General features: G+C 35.1%; 1 protein-coding gene. It reads right to left on the bottom strand.

The features are described 5' to 3' along the window. Nucleotides 1-53: 53 nt before the first annotated feature. Nucleotides 54-1,214: an IS256 family transposase gene (locus tag EO125_RS09695; protein ID WP_127148721.1), complete on the bottom strand. Its 1,161-nt coding sequence runs from the start codon at nucleotides 1,212-1,214 to the stop codon at nucleotides 54-56. Nucleotides 1,215-1,246 lie beyond the last annotated feature (32 nt).

The raw sequence follows: 1,246 nt of genomic DNA, 5'->3' as shown, positions 1-1,246 counted from the left end.
GGTACTGTCAAGAATTTTGTGTAAACTCTTTAAGAAATAAATGCTCTAAGCAATTAAATGGATGAAAGTAAGTGAGCAAATCCTCTATGTATTCTTTCAAGATGTCGACTGTTATACTCGCTTGCTCGTGCATAGACAAATCGATTAAGAGAATCTTCTGTAGGGAATTGTTCCTTTCGGTTCGTATACCGCTTTAAATGCTTATTGAAATTTTCAATAATATTGGTGCTGTAAAGACTACGTTGGATGCTTTCAGGAAACTGTAAAAAGGTAAATAAGTTTGTTACATCCGACAGCATCCCTTGCAATCGAGGATATTTTCCCGCCCAGGTTTCTAAGAAGGACACTAATGCATTTGTAGCAGCTTCTTCGGTTGTACTGGAGTAAATAGGTTTTAAATCATCCAAAATAGCCTTAATATCCTGCTTTCTAACGCACCCTTTAACATTGCGAGAGATATGTACCCAGCACCGTTGGTAAAGGCTAGTAGAGAAGATATTTTGACATAATTCACCTAACCCTTTAAATCCATCAGAGACAAAGAGGTGTACCTTTTTTACACCGCGTTCTTTCATCGATGTTAATAAAGATTCGTAGGCAGATATACTTTCAGTTGGAAACAAAGCATAATCAATAACCTCTTTTTTACCAGTGGTAGTAATCCCTATTAATACATGTAATGCTTCTTTTTGTACTGTATCTCTACGTACTGAAAGATAGGTGGCATCACAATATACTACAAGATATTCTTCTTCTAGTTGGCGTTGATGAAAGGCTTCTACTTGCTCTTGTAGCTTAGTTGTTATGTTAGATATAGTTTGGCGAGTATAATAGCAACCATACATTTTCTCTATTAAATCAGCAATATCTTGTGTTGTAATTCCCTTTCTGTAAAGGTGAATAATCATATCTTCTAGATCACTATGGGTGCGATTATAAGGCTCAAGGATCCTATTTTTAAACTCACCGTTACGATCGCGAGGGATTTTTACTGTAATCGGTCCGCGTGTAGTGTTTACACTTCTTTCATAGTATCCATTACGAGAATTACCAGTGTTATATCCATCGACCGAGTGCTTTTCATAACATAAGAAATCTGTTAAGTCTTCTTGAAGAAGTAAATTAATAGTTTTTTCAACTTCAATACGGATTGCTTCATTAATAAGATCATTTACTGGTAGTGCATTTAATAAATTTGTGTTAGTATTAGTCATAAGAACTGAACCTTCTTTCTGTGATTTTTATT

Origin of the sequence: Veillonella sp. VA139 (genome assembly GCF_003992005.1) — a bacterium.
Classification (GTDB): domain Bacteria; phylum Bacillota; class Negativicutes; order Veillonellales; family Veillonellaceae; genus F0422.
This window is presented reverse-complemented; position numbering and strand designations above follow the sequence as displayed.

What these genes read in the sequence shown, in the direction of transcription:
- EO125_RS09695 (WP_127148721.1), bottom strand. Translation starts at nt 1,214, where the DNA reads ATGACTAATACTAACACAAATTTATTAAATGCACTACCAGTAAATGAT.